We start from the raw sequence: 16,665 nt of genomic DNA on the forward strand, positions 1-16,665 counted from the left end.
GACTCAGTATGGCTAGTATCTTAATATATGGCAACAAAAGCATTGTAAAACCTTTTACCAAAGCTTTAAAAGCGCAAGGAAACCAACCTTTTACCATCACCCCTCATCAGGATTATGACCCCAATAGTATTCATATCCATAAGGATATTTTTGCCCTTCAGCAAAAGGATCTGCCTGCAGTATCTTATGCATATTACTTTCCAGTATTGATTAATGATGATTTGGTGCAATATAAAAAATCATACATTCATGGTCTTTGCCACCTATTACAATTATTACCCACATCAACCAAAGTTATCTTGGGATCCTCTGAGAAAGTATATGATGATCTATTGGGACAAACCGTCACCGAAAACACCCTGATTCAATCGGACTGTCCCAAAAGTAGGGTCATTCAAACGGCTGAAAAACAGGTGATCAACAGCCAGCACCCATACACCATTTTAAGAATGGCAAACGTATACTATAGTATCACTGATATCGAACACCAGATCAAACAACAAACCATTGGTTATAGTCAACGTCAACATATGGTGAATCAAATCCATATCAATGACTGTATCAATGCCCTACTACATCTAGCACCGTATCAAGGGATTTACAATGTCACAGACCGAGGACCATTACCATTAAATACCATATTGTCTCTCATCAGTGCCCGGTCTGGTTTGGTGGTTAAAAGCCCAAAACGCTGGATTAACAGAGCCAAAGGGGTTCGGTTATCCCCTGCAAAACTCTTGGGAACGGGGTTCCATTTTGAAACCCCTTCAATGATTGGTCATACCGAGACTGAAAGCACTTAGTTGGCTTCCTCTTTCCCATGCCCTAGAACCAACTTGGATTCATAACCCTTACTCTGAGTTCTAGGCATCAACAAGTAGTCACCGTCTGCCCATATCGGCAATAAGTCTGAATAATGTTTTGATAAGACATTACCGGACTCACCCATCGGGATAATGAAATGCCCCTGTTGACTTTCAAGGTCAACAACCATTCTCAAACAAGCACCCTGGGTACCCATAAAGCCTTGACGGCCTGCAAACCAGCGGCTTCTATTCAAACTATCTCTGGTACCATCCACTTCAGCCTGGCGTGCTGACAGTTGTTTCAGTAACGGTACTTTCTTGAAGATACCGTGCTTGAACTGCGCCTTATGAGAACCTTTCCACTGCCACTGCTCAATGTCCTTAGTACCGTAACGAGCACTCAACTGAGCCAATGCCGCTTCTAGTGTATCCGATAGGAAGTCTTTACAATCACCCCCATTGATCTGACAAGCCTTCGTATTGTTCTTAATGGTATTGATCACAAAGAAATCATCATGTACCGGCTTCGCCCATGATGGTAGTGTTTGCATGATATCTAGATAGATCTTAGAGGCAATTTCACGTTGCCATGCACTAAAGATCGTGACTTCATAGGATGTCCTATCGGCCACACCATCCCATTGATCCAAGGCTTGGATTGCACCTTTAGCCAGATCAGATCGTGGCTCAACCATCATCAATGTATCTTTCATCACAAACCATTGCTGATCTTCATTGTCTAGCTGAATCCGCTTATTGTCTTCTGCTGTATAGGCTTTATCTTCCTTAAGCATCTTTGCCAAACGAATGGCTCTTAAATCATCAAACCCTAGCTTGGAGACATTGTATCCATAATGTGGAGACACCACATAGTTATTGGCATTCATTACATAACCACGGGGTGGGTTTTCTACATAAGGCATTTCCCAATAAGGAATGGGTTTCTTCCAACGATAGGCCTCGGTTGCAGGCACTGCAACCCGTCCTGAATGCTGACGAATCGGCACATTACCCAAGACATACAAACCATAATTGCCCTTATTATCAGACATAACCATGTTTTGAGCGGGCGTATGGAAATACTTAAATGATTTTTTAGCTTCTTTGAGTGAGCTGGCATTACCAATATTGTGTAGTGCATCTAGGGTCATATCAACTGACACCATACCCGTCCAATTGAGTGCGACATCATATTCAGACCCTGGATCGGAGATCAAAGTACCATAATCCGTATCGTAGTAAGTCACTGTGACATCTTTACCACCTAAAACCTTGATGGTCTCAATTCGCTCTGTTTTTCCTTCAATGTCTTTGGCATAGAAGATATCACTTTGTGCCAAACGACTGTTGGTGAACCCCCAACTAATGTTGGCATTACGGCCAATAATAATACCTGGAGCCCCTGGGATCGATGCCCCTGTTAGCTCTAAGGTATCTGACTTCATATGTATCAAATAAAATGTATTGGGCACGTTATAACTCAAATGAGGATCTGATGCCACAATCGCAGATCCAGACTTCGTCCGCTTGGGTGATATAACCCATGCATTTGACCCTGGTGCCAAGGTTTCATCTGATGACATTCCTGTTAGTACAGCATCATTCAACTCCGCATATCGGGTCATGGATTGCACAACTGCAGCAGGAATCTCTGGACCATCTGGATAAAACTTTGGTTCATCATCATACGGTAGGCGGTGACGTTTTAAATCACTGTCTAAAACACTGGGCTCCACCACCACCTCTTCAGGGAAAAACTCATCCAAACGTGCATTACCATGAATCGATGCCAACGCCGTATTACGAATAATTCTAGGCCAATGTCGACTGAGGTCAAACGCAATGGCTTTTTGAATCACCACACTATCCTGAGGTCGCCACTTCTCTAACTTAAAGCCTAAAAGACGCTGCTCTAATGTTTCATGGTGTTCCTCAATATACGCATTCACACCAGCTGCATATGCTTCCAATGCCACCTTGTGACTGGGTCCAAACTGTGCATAACTGGCCTTCGCTGACTGCTCAATATTAAACAATCGCATATACTCATCAAGTTTCACGGTTTTTTTACCGACCAATTCACTCATCCTCCCCAAGAACATATACTTCAACATCGTCATTTGGAAAAGACGATCTTGAGCATGCACATAACCTTGAGCATAATAGACATCTTTATTGCGGTGACCCACAATTCTTGGCACACCCACGTCATTACGAATCACCTCAACATCTTCATGTAGGTAAGGTTGCTCTAAATACCCTCGGACCATTGGCATGGATGCCCAGCCCACATAAAACAAATATGTCACCGCCATTAATATGATGGCACCGACAATAGCTGCCAAACGGCTTAAAGAATAACGTTTAGTTTGATTAGTTTGGCTCATTGAACTCACCTATATAATTTACATCTCATTGCCCTGAGCAGGATTCGAACCTGCGACCTATCCCTTAGGAGGGGAACGCTCTATCCAGCTGAGCTACCAACGCTCAGGCCATATTATGCCATGACTTTCCGCTTCATGGCAAGTTTTACCAAGGATCCTCAATCATAATTTGCTATTTAATACAGATTCTGGTTAGATATCATCATACATGGGAGTTTAAAAAAGATGATCATCCAACCTATATACATGGCCGCTGCAGTCTCAGGCATCACACTGATCGCCATTATCATGAAACGCTTAACCTCTCAACACAGTGACCACGAATTTATTGACATCCCTCAACCCACTGCCAAAAAAAACACTCTTAGTCTACCAGAACTGGTAACCATTTATTTAATCCCCGAGCAACCAATCAATGGACATGAATTGTTAAAATTCTTCCTCTCTCATCGACTACAATATAATGATTATCAAATTTTCGATCTTCCAGGACCTCAACACAACCAATTTAGTATCGCCACATTGTCTGCTCCAGGAACATTTGACCTCAACACCATGAGTGAAGAAACTTTTTCTGGGTTAAGCTTTTTCCTCCAACCCAGACAATCTGATACACCACTTGAAGATTTTGACACCCTATGTCGCATCCTTTTTGACGCAAAAGACACCTTCTCTGGAACACTACAAAGCACCAATAAAACAGAAATAACCTTAGAAGCACTCAGAGACCTTCGAGAAAAAATCCACCATGAAGCGACATAAATTACTGATTTGGCTATTCATCACACCCTTGTGGGCGCTAAACCCAATGCAAGAATGGAGCAAACCATTTCCCTCTCAACATTTGGTCACCAGGCAAAGCCCTGCAACGCCCAACACCCCTGAACCTCCAGAACCTCCAGAACCTACTGTAGCGGTAACATATAACTATGAGGACATCATTGTTTTTGGTTTAACGGCAACCGTTGCTGCATTTCATGTCAACCCGGAGACCTTTTTAGAAGACCATGAACGCCTAAATAAATACTTTGAACCACAAGCATTACAGCAAATCAACCAAAAACTGTTCCCAGGATCTGGCCAAGGCCTACTCGATCATTGCATCCTCAGTCAAACATCCTGTGATGCCATCACCCATGATGTTGTTCAAATACTGCAAGAAGCACCGCATTATATAGAGCTCAAACTGCCCATAAAACTAAACAACCAACAAAAAACCAACGTGATTATCGCCATCCAACGCCAACCCGATCAGCCCTTAAGGATCACTGATTTCACCCTAGAGGAAGAACAATGACATACCAAGATTATATGACTCTAATCGAAGAAATAGAACAGCACAATATGCATTACTACGTCCACAGCAACCCTGTGATTTCTGATGCACAATTTGATCAACTCATGCAACAGTTGATTCAAATGGAACAACAAAACCCTGAGCGGATTATCCCACAGTCGCCAACTCAAAGAGTTGGTGGGACCGTTGACCAAGCATTCCAACCGATTGCTCACAAAACCCCCATGCTGTCACTTGATAACAGCTTCAACCACGAAGATATTCATGACTTTTACCAAAGAATCTCTAAGGTGGCAACAGACTTAGCACTCACTGCAGAGCCCAAGCTGGATGGATTGGCACTTAGCTGTATTTATATTGATCACAAGCTCGATAAAGCCATTACTCGAGGTGATGGTACAATGGGAGAAGATGTGACCCATAATGTCCGCACCATTAAAAACATCCCTCAGATTCTCCCCAAAACTGCACCCAAGTATCTAGAAGTTAGAGGGGAAGTGGTCATCCATAAAGCAGACTTTACCACAATGAACGCTGGCCTTGAAAAACCTTTTGCCAACCCAAGAAATGCAGCCTCTGGTAGCTTAAGGCAACTGGATCCAGCCATTACCGCCAAACGGCCCTTAACCTTTTATGCCTATAGCTTGCTTGGGGACACCCTCCCCAACACCCATGCAGAAAGAATGGCATGGTTAGAAGTACACCACTTTCAAACCCCAAAGCCCTTCTACCTCTTAGAAAGCTTGTCAGAAGTGATTGGTTATTTAAATCACATTCAAGAGATTCGCCATGAACTAGGCTATGAAATCGATGGTGCGGTTATCAAAGTTAACCATATTGACGATCAAGACAAACTGGGTAACCGCTCCAAATCCCCCCGTTGGGCAACCGCTTACAAATTCCCAGCAGAAGAAGCCCAGAGTCTCATCTTAGACATTGAATTCAGTGTTGGTCGTACTGGTGTGCTCACCCCTGTTGCCAAGCTCAAACCCACCAATGTATCTGGGGTCATTGTTAGCCAAGCCACCCTACACAATATCCATGAATTGAGACGAAAAGACATCCGTATTGGTGATACCGTATCAATCAGAAGAGCTGGGGACGTTATCCCTGAGGTCATCGAACCCATTCTGAGCCAACGACCGCAAGCAACACAAACGATCACACCACCAACCCATTGCCCCAGTTGCCATACTCCTGTTATCCAAGAAAAGACCTTTATCCGATGCCCCAATGGACTCAACTGCCCCGCACAACTGGCCTCAGCAATCATCCATTTTTCATCGCGCTCAGCGCTAAACATCCAAGGCTTGGGCAAACAACTGATCCATCATCTTTGCCAACAACAGTTGGTCAAAATTCCTGCAGACTTATTCACCCTTTCTGCCACCGATATTCATACCCTTCCTAAGATGGGTGAAAAATCAACCCAAAATCTACTCAAAGCCATTGATCAATGCCGTGACATCAGCCTTGATCGACTCATTTATGCCCTTGGCATAAAAGACGTTGGCAAAGACACCGCTCGTATATTGGCCCAACACTTCACTCTGGCTGAACTCAAACACCTAACTCTGGAACAAATCACAGCACTTAATGGCATTGGCGACAACACGGCCAATAGTCTGATTACCTATTTTAAGGACGAAGCCGCCTGCTCCGCTTTAGAAAAGCTCGAACAACAACTCAGAATACGCCAGCTACAAACAACACAAAACAACCAATTTTCTGGTTTGAAATTTGTCATTACCGGCACATTGTCACAACCACGCGAGGTGATCAGTCAATTCATCAGAGACCATGGCGGCACCATATCTGGCCAAGTGAGCCAAAAAACTGACTATTTGGTTTATGGGGAGAATGCAGGATCTAAATTCACCAAAGCCCAAAAAATGGGCATTCAGTGCATTGATGAAGCAGCGCTCTCTACCTTAGCCACCTCTATTCGTTAATGGCTCTGCTTCGTTAAGGGTTGCTTGATACAAAGGGTTTGCATAACAAGTATACTTTGCAATAAGACCAGCGAGTCGATTGCCTTTTCCTAACGGCTGACTGGTTTCTAATGCTATTGGACGCCAATGCCTGTCTCCAGGCCCTTCAGCAAAGTTATACCCTAGCAAATACAAGTGTTTTACCAACACCAGTGGCCATTTAAAATACAAAACAGACTGTTTTACTTCTTGAGCATCCCAAAGACTAATCAACCCTGAGCTCAACAAGACAAACAGTTCAACCTGGGCATTCATTAAGATGGCAGGAACAGCGATCAAGGCCCATAGCCAAACACGGTAATGAACCAATGCAAATACAATACCCGAGCTAGGGTCTCTGTCACCGGCGCCATGTACAAGTTGATAAAACAAACCATACAAGCCAGATTGCATCTGATTCCACGCAACAAATGTTCGCCAACTGATCAACCATTGTACCCAAGTCATACTGACCACCGGACTGGCAACAATAATGGGCATTAATAAACCGATAGTTGCAGGAAGTAGTTTACTCGCCAGTATACCAACACAAACAAACATCACCAACGATAATACGATTCCTATCATTTTATAATCAAACCGCTTTTGACGCCCCAAATAGTGATGATAAGATGCACTACCATCGTCTTCTGATTCTTTTTTGGTCCCACGCAACGAATCTAAATCATCTGCTACGTTTTTAAATACATAGCCTAAAAAAGTCCACTGAAGCGGCCCCCCGGCTTTTCGACGTACTCGTAGAATGTCTACTTGTAGTACCTGTAACACAAACCATGTATGAATTGCTGAAGGTTTTGCATTGATATTAAAACCAAGCTCAAATCCATTGAGTTTAATAGACAGTGCTGGAAACAACACCTTTTCCTTGAATGTTAGCATTCCCATAGTAAACCTCCTGTTTTACAAGATTATGCTACACCCTCCTCAATTGAAATGCAAACGGTGTCTCCGAACTTTTTCTGAATTCCTGCTAACAAAATGGTCCATAATTCCGACAAATAATAGGCACTGGTGACCACAACCTGATCACCTTCCTGAAGATCGGATATCACCCGCTCTGACAGAGCGGCTTCTTGCTCACACACCACAATGTGTTTGGAGGCATAGACTGATAGATCAATCTGATGCTTCGGGGGTAATAATATATAGGCTTTATTAGCCTGTAACAATGCAGCATAGGTACTCTCATCCATCACACCATGACGTTGCGTATACGTTCCAGGATGATAGATCAGCATGACTCTCCCCCTAGCTGATAAAGCTTGGCATACTTGAGCCACAGCTTTAGGATGATGCGCAAAATCATCGTAAGCCCATACCGCGCCTTGGTAACGCACCATTTGCCGTCTATCAACCCCATGAAAATGATTTAGGACAGACAACGCTTTTTCACGATCTAGTCCCAAAATACAACCCGTCTCAACCGCTGCTAAGATATTCGCTAAGTTAAAATCACCGACCAGTTGCTTGGGTAAGACCATCCCTTGCTTTTTGGCTTTCGAGACAGAGTACTGCACATATTTCAGGCCAAAGGCTGTCATTTGATCTTGTAAAGATGCGGGTATACCTGTTGCAACCACAGCACCATCGGCTGGCAATAAACGCATCAGATACTTGTACTGCTGTACCATAGCCTCTAAGCTGGGATAAACATCCGCATGATCAAAATCAATATGACTGATTACCACACATGAAGGCCAATAATGCAAAAACTTTGGGCGCTTATCAAAAAATGCCGTATCGTACTCATCTGCTTCAATAACAAACACATCCCCCGTCCCCAAATTGGCGCAACCTTGTAGCTGTTCCACATAACCACCGATCAAATACCCCGGATCCTGCCCCAACTGTTTGAGCATCCAACTGATCATGGAAGTAATGGTCGTTTTACCATGAGTCCCTGTAACCGCAATAACCCGCCGATCTCGCAACACATAGGTCATCAGCCACTCTGGACCTGAATACAGCTTGTGTCTTTTTGCCACCAAAAATTGAATAATGGGATCACTGCGCTTTAATTGATTACCAACAATCACCATGTCAGCATCATTCAGCACCAGTTCCTTTGGATAGCCCCGATGCAATGTTATGTCTATATCTTCCAGAACCTTTTTCATCGGGGGCTGAAAGGCCTTATCATAGCCAATGACTTTATGGCCCTTCTGGGAAGCCAAGACAGCAATCCCTGCCATTAACTTCCCACAAACCCCTAGTATGATTACGGAGTTGAAACTGAGACCTCTCTACTTTCCTCTTCTTGTTCCTTAACAAGCATCACCATACCGCAGGCAGCACCGCCATATAGAACCGAAGAAAACACACCATTAGCAAGCAATACGCTCAACGGAGGGTTGGATAAAAAATTACACGAAAAAAAACCAATGCCTACACCATGATCAAATCGCATCATGAAAATCCTCAGATTATGCATAAAATGTGCGCCCCAACCAAGCTCATTACCATCGGTAAATACTTGACTTATATAGTAAGGTAGGGATGTCGTCAATGCATAACTGATAAACTTCTGAAAACCTGAGACCCATGCCCTACCAGTTTCTACGGGATTGAACATATGGGCTGCAGCAAAAATAGTTGCCATAAATAAAATATCGACAACCTGCCGATATAGACTTCTCTGTTCTTGCACTACTATTTTACCCTCAACCTGACTTTTTGATCCGAAGCCTGCATAAGTCCAAATCATATCCAGTGCCGTTCTGAAAATAATTTCTTCATACAATGTTTGCAGTAATACTTCTACCAGCAAGAATGCACAGTACGTCACATATGTCACAAAATCCCACGAAAAAAGGTTTGCAGAAAATACAAACGTAGATGTACTAAGCCATGAGACAGGATTCAGCAGAGACATTGGCAATATAATGATAATCACCCCACATAAAAAGTACCTGAATGACTCAGAAAAGCTCCGATTCGCTTGCTGGAACAAATGAGCAAAGTCATACCCCAAGACTCCTTTTGCCACCAATGCAATTCCAAAGATCTTTGTAGCATAAGAGACCAATGATGCCAAAATGATTTCAAATTTGCTACGTAGTGTAAAGTTGGCAATGATACGGCCAAACCCAACGATGCACCCAGAAAAAACGTATACTGAGACGAGCACGACCAATGCTGATTTAACATACCGCCAAGAATCATCTTTTTGTTTTGTGGCATAAACAGGTCTATTTAACGTGAGTGCTAGCATCACTAGCAGTCCTTCATACAAACCAATACCAACTGAGTTGAAAGCCCGTTTCAAAAAACTTGCAAAAGCTGAACCTGTAAACCAATGGCTAGAAAAAAATATCAGCGCTGCAAAGGCATACGATAATCCCCGAACTTCATTAAAAAAGTCTTTTTCTTCGGCATCTTCAACATGCCAATATGTCAAAAACTCAGCGACAACAACATATGAAACCAATACAGGCATGCTCACAGAAGCAGCACTTACAAACCCAAGACACGTCAACCCCACTAAATAGAGTTCTCGAAGCGACAAGTCCTTGATAGAGCGATACCTTAACCAGCGTCCTTTAGTTGTACTGGTTCCGTCATCATTTGAACCAATTACTGCACTATTCATTAAATTTATCCAATCAGCTTTAATGTATACAAGATGTTAAATGAGTTTCCAAACATTGTCAACGAAGGAAAATCAGTGATTGCCTAACATAAAAAATAGTGCTATATTTTATACACTTAACAAACAGATACCCCATGTCATCACCTGCACCTACTGTATCCTCACTGCTACGCGCAGCACTTCCGCTGATATTGGCAGGACTATCATCTAACCTCTCTATTTTCGTAGATCGAAGTATCTTATCACACCATGATGTCAATATGATGAGTCATGTGACTGCTGCCATGAATTACTGCTGGACATTCCTATTTGCAACCACAGGAATTACATGGATATCCAAAGTATTTATTGGGCAGTACAATGGCGCCAAACAATACCAGAAAGTCACCAATATGACTTGGCAAATGATGATATTTTCCCTATCCACCTTAATTCTATTTATTCCTGTGGCTTATTTGGGCGCATGGATTATTCCTTATATGGCTCATGAACATGGCTTGATATACTTTCAAGTTCTTATGTTAGGTGGCTGCCTCTGGCCAATGTGTAGCGCTCTCAGTAGCTTTTTTATCGGGACATACCAAACCAAAACGGTTTTAATCAGTTTAATTTTTTCCAATCTTATTAATGTTGCATTGGATCTCTACTGGATCCCCAGCATGGGAACCTATGGTGCTGCATTGGCAACCATCACCAGCATGGTCTTTCAGCTCATCTTTCTTCTTGGATTTTTCTTAAATGCTCGTAATGCGAAGAAGTACCATACCTTTAACGTCCAATACCATCCAAAAATGATGCTACAAGCCATTAAGCTTGGACTTCCAGAGTCTTTATCACACTCCTGTGAGATGCTGGCATGGGCAACTGTGCTCAACATTATTTCAACCAAAGGTGCTGACTACATGGTGGTGACAACCCTTGCACAAAATCTCTTTATATTATTTATGTTTGTTTATAGTGAACTGGGTAATGCCGTTAAAGCCATGGCGGCCAACTATATTGGTGAGAACTTAAACGCCCTCCTTCCACAGCTCTTACGGTCTGCGTTCATCATTCATACAAGTTTTATGCTTTGTATTGGTGCCTCTTTATATTTCATACCGTCATGGTTCATGCAGCTCTTTGCCCTTAACGAGCAAACTCAATCACTACAGATGGTCATCATAACCAGCTTAAAAGGTGTGATGCTATTCATGTTCTTAGATGGTTTGGCATATATCTTCGCAAGCTTCTTAGCAGCATTTGGAGACACTGTGGCCAGTATGCTCATTACTGCAAGCAATATGTGGCTATTTTTAGTACTCCCCACTTATCTCTTGATACATTACTACCCAACCACTGCTGCCACGCACTCACTGGTTGTTCTTCCCTTCTATGGTGTTTTGACCGTGATTTGCTATGGCTTAAGACATCAAGTTGCTAAAAAACAAGATGTATCAGTGATTGGGGCAACATCTCTATAAATCGGTGATACTTCCCAAGGCCTGCTCACAAGCCAATGATGTTGTCTCAACCAATGTTGGGTGTGGCATTACTGTCAAGGCCAAGTCTGTCAACGTTGCCCCCATTTCAATCGCCAAGCAGAATACACCGATGATTTCACCGGCATGACGACCAACAATTGATGCACCCAATATTCGCTCTGTTTCTGGGTCGGCATAGACCTGGGTCTCACCAATCCCTTGACCGGTTGCCAATGAACGTCCACTGGCCATCCATGGGAATTTTCCAATTTGACAGCCTTTGTCTTTGGCCTCTTGCATTGAAATCCCTACCCATGCCACCTCTGGGTCTGTATAGGCCACTGAAGGAATGGCTCGAATGTCATAACGTATGTTATGACCTGCAATGATCTCAGCCGCCAAATGACCATGGGCTGTTGAACGGTGCGCCAACATTTGATTGTCAAATGGTGTCAATGCAACATCCCCCACTGCATAAATATGCTCTTGGTTGGTACGCATATACTCATCTACCGGAACAAAACCTCTATCATCAACGCCAACACCTGCCGCATCCGCATTGATCTCTAACCCGTTCGGCTTGCGACCTACAGAATATAACACTTGGTCACAAATAACCTCTTCTTCTCCCAAATCAATACGAATCTGATCCTCTTCCGCCTCAACACCTTGGATATTGACACCTAATTGGAACTCAATACCTTTACGCTCCATGGCCTGCTGACAAACCTTTGCCTGCGCAGGATCTGCGCCCATCATAATGGTTGGCGCAATCTCTAACACCGTTACCTTAGCGCCCATGGCCTGATAAATGGTTGCCATCTCACAGCCAATAATACCACCACCAATAATCACCAAATGACCTTCCACGTCCCGAAGCTCCAGCGCACCCGTTGAATCAAAAATACGATCATCTTCTGGAAGAAAAGGCAACCTATTGGGCTCAGAGCCTGTTGCAATAATCGCATGCTTGAACTGAATGATTTGATCACCTGACTCACCTTTAACATGGAGTTCATGAGAACCTGTGAACGCAGCAACGCCCTGAATGGTTTGAACACGACGTTTACTCGCCAGCATATTCAACCCACCGGACAGTTTTGCCACCACCTCATTTTTCATGGCTAAAGTTGCTACAGCATCCACCGTTGGTTCTGAAAATGTCATGCCACTTTGAGACAATGACATGGCATCATGCGACTTTTCTGCAAGACTCAGTAATGCTTTAGATGGAATACACCCAACATTTAAACACACACCACCAAGCTGGGAATACTTTTCAATCAATATTGTTTGCACACCCAAATCCTGAGCTCGAAATGCTGCTGCATAACCTGCAGGACCACTACCAATCACCACCAAATTTGTTTCTATAACATCCATTTTTCACTCCTATCCTTGATATGCCAGGACATCATTTGCCATTTTTGCTGGCATCTCTGCCAGCACTTGCGCTATCCCTACCACAAACCTCGCACCATCTGCACCATCAATTAGACGATGATCGTAACTCATCGATATCGGCATCATATAGCGCTTTTTGACATCATCTTGCTCAAAAACAGCCTGATATGCTGCTCTTGACACCCCCAAAATAAAAGCATCTGGTGTGTTTACAATCGGGGTAAAATGCCCACCTCCAATACCGCCCAAACTTGATATGGTCGCACAACTACCGGTTAGATCTGCTTTGGTTAACTGCCCCTTTCTGGCTTTTTCACTCAGTTGCTGAATCTCGAGCGCCAACGTTTTGATGTTTTTTTTATCCACATCTCGGCACACTGGAACAACCAACCCTTTCGGTGTTTCACACGCAAAGCCAATATGGCAATACTGACGAACACAAAACCGCTCATCTCCGACCCAAGCGCGTCGATAGACATCATGCTCTTGCATCACTATCGCCATCGCCTTCATCATGAATGTAACCATCGTTAGCCTATGCTCACTAACAGACTTTCTCACTTGTTCTAACTCAGTAATATCTACCGTATGATGCTGTGTCACTTGAGGAACCGTTTGCCATACATAAGATAAATGTTTTGCAGACAGTGACTGAATCTGCGTCATGCCTATATAATCCACGGCTCCATGTTCAGAGAAATCAACCTCAGGCAATGCCTTGGCTGATCCCAAATACCGCTTCATGTCCTCTATCGTAACTCGACCACCGGACCCAGACCCTGGCACCTGGGATAGATCGATATCCAACTCAAAGGCCATCCGTCGAACAAAGGGCCCCGCATAGACTTCTGTGTTATTTGACATCGACTTTTGATCTTTAATAATCTCTGGCGTACTGGGAACGACTGGCTCTTTAGTCCCATCAGGAACCACACAATCTTCCATCTCTAAGATCACATCACCCTCTTGCACCTTATCCCCAACAGTTATCCGAAGCTGCTTCACCACCCCAGCAACAGTCGCGGGAATCTCCATAGAGGCTTTATCAGACTCCAAGGTGATCAGTGGATCATCCACAGAAACTGTATCACCCTCACTCACCAAAACTTCAATGACCCGACTTTTATCGTTTCCACCCAAATTAGGCACCGTTATCATCATATCGCTCATACCGACCTCCGGTCATCACTCATAGGGTTGATATTTGGCATATCCTCAATCCAAGCATCTGCTGTCATTTTATCAATCAATGCCATCTCTACCATCGCTTCTAATACTGCTTTCACGATACCCTTCTCTGAAACGCCATAATACGATCTCAATGATTCCCTTGTATCACTCATACCAAAACCATCTGTGCCTAACGTATGATACGGCCTGCCTATATAATCATGTAACAGCCCAGGCACAGCCCGAACATAATCACTGGCGGCCACCACCAATTGAGTAGAGTCCCCCAAACACTGTTCTAAATAAGAAGGCTTCTGTTCCAGCTTCTTTGCCTGTGCATCCCTTGCCAGCTCGCTCCAACTGGTCACACTCCACACTCGTATGGATATCGATGTATGGTCTCGCAGCCATTTTGCTGCCAATTGCATTTGCCGCAGAATGGTCCCTGATCCCATCAAATCAACCACACTATTAGGACTGTCTTCGATACAATACATCCCTTTACAAATCCCTTCCTCCACGCCCTCTGGCAACGATGGATGGATATAGGTCTCATTCATCATGGTCATATAATAAAAGACATCCAACTGTTGCTGGTACATCTCCTCCAAACCTTTTTGTATAATAACAGCCATCTCATAAGCATAACAAGGATCATAACTTTTACAGTTGGGAATGGTTGATGCCATTAACAGACTGGTTGCATCATTATGCTGCAACCCTTCTCCACCCAACGTGGTCCTTCCCGCTGTTGCCCCCATTAAAAATCCTCTGACCCGACTATCCGCTGCTGCCCAAATAAGATCACCTACCCGCTGAAATCCAAACATTGAGTAATAACTATAAAAAGGAATTAACGGCAAATTATGCACCGAATAAGATGTCCCTGCAGCAAGCCACATGCTGGTTGCCCCTGCTTCATTGATACCCTCCTGGAGCAGTTGCCCTTTACCATCTTCTCTATAATAACTCACATCCTCACGATCATGTGGGGTATACTGTTGCCCACCACGCTGGTAAATACCAATTTGTCGGAACAAACCTTCCATTCCCAAGGTTCTGCCTTCATCCGCTAAAATAGGCACAATACGTTCTTTAATAACCTTGTCCCTCAACATTAAATTCAACAACCGCACAAACGCCATGGTGGTTGAAATCTTCCGTTCAACCTCAGGGTAACAGACTGATTGAAAAGCCTCTAAACCGGGAACCTTTAACGACTCAGACTGCATTCGCCGCATAGGCAAATGCCCCCCCAATTTTTTCCGTTGCTGCTGCATATAAGACATTGCTGGATCATCTTTTGCCAAATCCCATTCTAGAGCATGATTGTCTCTCTGCAAGAACTTTGCATAATCCAGTATTTGAGCCTCAGACAAACTCTTTTGATTATGAGAACTATTGGTGGAACACACATTGGGGATCCCAAAGCCTTTCTTTGTCATGGCCAATATGACCACCGGTTTGGTTGCTATCTGTGCCTGAGAAAAGGCATTGGCCACCAATTGAATGTCATGCCCTCCAGGAAGCAATGCTGCAAACTGAGACCCATCCCACCCAGCAACCAAATCTGCTAACTTTGCATCAGCTTCAAACCATGCTTTCAATGCATCCTCATTGACAAACATTGCTTGGATCGCACCATCACGTAATCCCATCAGCTTCTGTTTTAAATAACCTGACCTATCTTTTTCAACCAACGCAAGCCATGCTTGTGACCATACTAACTGAATAACCTCCCAACCAGCACCAGAGAAATATCCATTTAACTCCGGCATTATTTGCCCACTGCCACGACAAGGGCCATCCAACCGCACCAAATTACAGTTTATGACAAAAATCAAATTATCCAGGCCTTCTCTTGATGCCACACCCAAAGCACCCAATGACTCAACCTCATCCATTTCACCATCACCACAAAACACCCAGACCTGCCGATCTGATTCTGGCAACAATCCTCTTGCTTCTAAATACTTCATCAACTTGGCGTGATAAATGCCTTGTAAAGGCCCTAGGCCCATTGATACCGTTGGAAATTGCCAATAACTCGGCATTAACCAAGGATGTGGGTATGATGAGATCCCCTTTCCATCAACTTCTCGCCTAAAGTGCGACACCTGCTCTTGAGACAATTGCCCCAACAAAAAAGACCGCGCATAGATCCCTGGTGACGAATGCCCTTGGAATAATATCAAGTCGCCCAATTCGGTCTCACTGCCACGAAAAAAATAGTTAAATCCGACTTCATACAAATGCGTACTGGATGCATAAGACGATATATGCCCACCAATTTCCGAGCCATATGTACCCGCTTTAACCACCATGACCATAGCATTCCAGCGGACCAAACGACTGCTTCGCTCAACCAATGCTACATCAACAGGAAATAATGGTGATTGGCTGTTCCAATACTCACCAACAGGATTGAGCCCCAAACTAACAGCTAGCTGTGATAACACTGTTTGCGCATATCGATCACCCTTTTCTTCCCGCATGACCTGTAACGCAGCCGACCAATCCCGTAACTCAGATGATAGCTCCTGCTCCTTCATCATAAA

At 43.8% G+C, this 16,665-nt stretch carries 12 protein-coding genes and 1 tRNA gene; 5 read left to right on the plus strand and 8 right to left on the minus strand.

Going from position 1 to position 16,665, the window contains the following annotated elements:
* The first annotated feature begins 8 nt into the window (after nt 1–8).
* A complete protein-coding gene (locus MKS91_RS01610) occupies nt 9–803 on the plus strand; it encodes a Rossmann-fold NAD(P)-binding domain-containing protein (protein ID WP_258569096.1) in 795 nt (264 codons plus the stop codon).
* On the opposite strand, the gene MKS91_RS01615 is transcribed toward MKS91_RS01610, so the two are convergent.
* Together MKS91_RS01615 and MKS91_RS01620 are read right to left on the minus strand one after the other, a co-directional pair.
* Nucleotides 800–3,193, minus strand: coding sequence for a penicillin acylase family protein (locus MKS91_RS01615; RefSeq protein WP_258569097.1), 2,394 nt, complete (start codon nt 3,191–3,193; stop codon nt 800–802). The two genes, MKS91_RS01610 and MKS91_RS01615, sit on opposite strands and share 4 nt — an antisense overlap.
* Nucleotides 3,194–3,222: 29 nt before the next feature.
* Nucleotides 3,223–3,296, minus strand: a tRNA-Arg gene (locus MKS91_RS01620).
* A 122-nt stretch (nt 3,297–3,418) separates the two neighbouring features.
* Between MKS91_RS01620 and MKS91_RS01625 the strand changes: the two genes are divergently transcribed.
* From MKS91_RS01625 to ligA, 3 genes are read left to right on the plus strand one after another with little or no spacing between them, the layout of a single operon-like run.
* Nucleotides 3,419–3,955, plus strand: coding sequence for a cell division protein ZipA C-terminal FtsZ-binding domain-containing protein (locus MKS91_RS01625; RefSeq protein ID WP_258569098.1), 537 nt, complete (start codon nt 3,419–3,421; stop codon nt 3,953–3,955).
* Nucleotides 3,942–4,490, plus strand: a complete 549-nt coding sequence (locus MKS91_RS01630; protein WP_258569099.1) for a hypothetical protein — start codon at nt 3,942–3,944, stop codon at nt 4,488–4,490. Before MKS91_RS01625 ends, MKS91_RS01630 begins: the two co-directional genes overlap by 14 nt.
* Nucleotides 4,487–6,442: an NAD-dependent DNA ligase LigA gene (gene ligA / locus MKS91_RS01635; RefSeq protein WP_258569100.1), complete on the plus strand. Its 1,956-nt coding sequence runs from the start codon at nt 4,487–4,489 to the stop codon at nt 6,440–6,442. The genes MKS91_RS01630 and ligA overlap by 4 nt, the downstream gene beginning before the upstream one ends.
* Here ligA and MKS91_RS01640 read toward each other — a convergent pair.
* The 3 genes from MKS91_RS01640 to MKS91_RS01650 are packed head-to-tail and all read right to left on the minus strand — an operon-like array spanning nt 6,422 to nt 10,070.
* A complete protein-coding gene (locus MKS91_RS01640) occupies nt 6,422–7,366 on the minus strand; it encodes a hypothetical protein (RefSeq protein WP_258569101.1) in 945 nt (314 codons plus the stop codon). The two genes, ligA and MKS91_RS01640, sit on opposite strands and share 21 nt — an antisense overlap.
* A gap of 23 nt (nt 7,367–7,389) precedes the next feature.
* The gene (locus MKS91_RS01645; RefSeq protein ID WP_336604804.1) at nt 7,390–8,700 is read right to left on the minus strand and encodes a Mur ligase family protein; all 1,311 of its coding nucleotides are present in this window, start codon (nt 8,698–8,700) and stop codon (nt 7,390–7,392) included.
* Nucleotides 8,700–10,070 carry a CPBP family glutamic-type intramembrane protease gene (locus MKS91_RS01650; protein ID WP_258569102.1) on the minus strand — a complete coding sequence of 457 codons (1,371 nt, stop codon included), beginning with the start codon at nt 10,068–10,070 and terminating at the stop codon, nt 8,700–8,702. Before MKS91_RS01650 ends, MKS91_RS01645 begins: the two co-directional genes overlap by 1 nt.
* A gap of 134 nt (nt 10,071–10,204) precedes the next feature.
* On the opposite strand from MKS91_RS01650, the gene MKS91_RS01655 reads away from it, so the two are divergent.
* Nucleotides 10,205–11,533: an MATE family efflux transporter gene (locus MKS91_RS01655; protein ID WP_258569103.1), complete on the plus strand. Its 1,329-nt coding sequence runs from the start codon at nt 10,205–10,207 to the stop codon at nt 11,531–11,533.
* Here MKS91_RS01655 and lpdA read toward each other — a convergent pair.
* Genes lpdA through aceE form a run of 3 tightly spaced genes read right to left on the minus strand, consistent with a single transcriptional unit; the run spans nt 11,528 to nt 16,662 of the window.
* On the minus strand, nt 11,528–12,916 hold the full coding sequence (lpdA, locus tag MKS91_RS01660) for a dihydrolipoyl dehydrogenase (protein ID WP_258569104.1): 1,389 nt from the start codon (nt 12,914–12,916) through the stop codon (nt 11,528–11,530). The genes MKS91_RS01655 and lpdA overlap by 6 nt on opposite strands.
* Nucleotides 12,917–12,925: 9 nt before the next feature.
* Nucleotides 12,926–14,107, minus strand: a complete 1,182-nt coding sequence (locus tag MKS91_RS01665) for a 2-oxo acid dehydrogenase subunit E2 (protein ID WP_258569105.1) — start codon at nt 14,105–14,107, stop codon at nt 12,926–12,928.
* The gene (aceE, locus tag MKS91_RS01670) at nt 14,104–16,662 is read right to left on the minus strand and encodes a pyruvate dehydrogenase (acetyl-transferring), homodimeric type (RefSeq protein WP_258569106.1); all 2,559 of its coding nucleotides are present in this window, start codon (nt 16,660–16,662) and stop codon (nt 14,104–14,106) included. Before aceE ends, MKS91_RS01665 begins: the two co-directional genes overlap by 4 nt.
* Between the last annotated feature and the right edge of the window lie 3 nt (nt 16,663–16,665).

Source organism: Candidatus Synchoanobacter obligatus, assembly GCF_024259865.1.
Classification (GTDB): Bacteria; Pseudomonadota; Gammaproteobacteria; order Comchoanobacterales; family Comchoanobacteraceae; genus Synchoanobacter; species Synchoanobacter obligatus.